Here is a 332-nt window from a genome sequence, read left to right on the forward strand (position 1 = left end):
GCCCGCGACTCCTCCCGCGCCTGACCCGGCATGACCCGCCGCCACAACGCCTCCCGACGCATCCGATCGATATGCATCGTCCGCATCGTCCGCCGCACATACTGCTCCGCCTGCGCCGGCACCTCGAACCGCGTCCGCCGCGCGAACACCCGCACGATCGCGTCCTGCACCAGCTCCTCAGCCTCCGACTGCGACCCCGTCAACACATACCCATAGGCACCCAGACGATCAGCAGCGACCTCCACCATCGCCACCAACACCTCGTCCGCAGAGCCCATCCACTCCCCCTCCCGACACCAGCACGAACGAACGGACCATCTGGTTGTGCCGGC

General features: G+C 68.1%; 1 protein-coding gene. It reads right to left on the reverse strand.

Annotation, left to right across the window (positions count from 1 at the left end; genetic code table 11):
- Positions 1-278, reverse strand: a 278-nt coding sequence (locus QQX13_RS13805) for a sigma factor (protein WP_301153694.1), incomplete at its 3' end; no start/stop codon positions are given.
- Positions 279-332 lie beyond the last annotated feature (54 nt).

It is taken from the genome of Demequina lignilytica, from assembly GCF_030418375.1.
In the GTDB taxonomy this organism is placed as follows: Bacteria; Actinomycetota; Actinomycetes; order Actinomycetales; family Demequinaceae; genus Demequina; species Demequina lignilytica.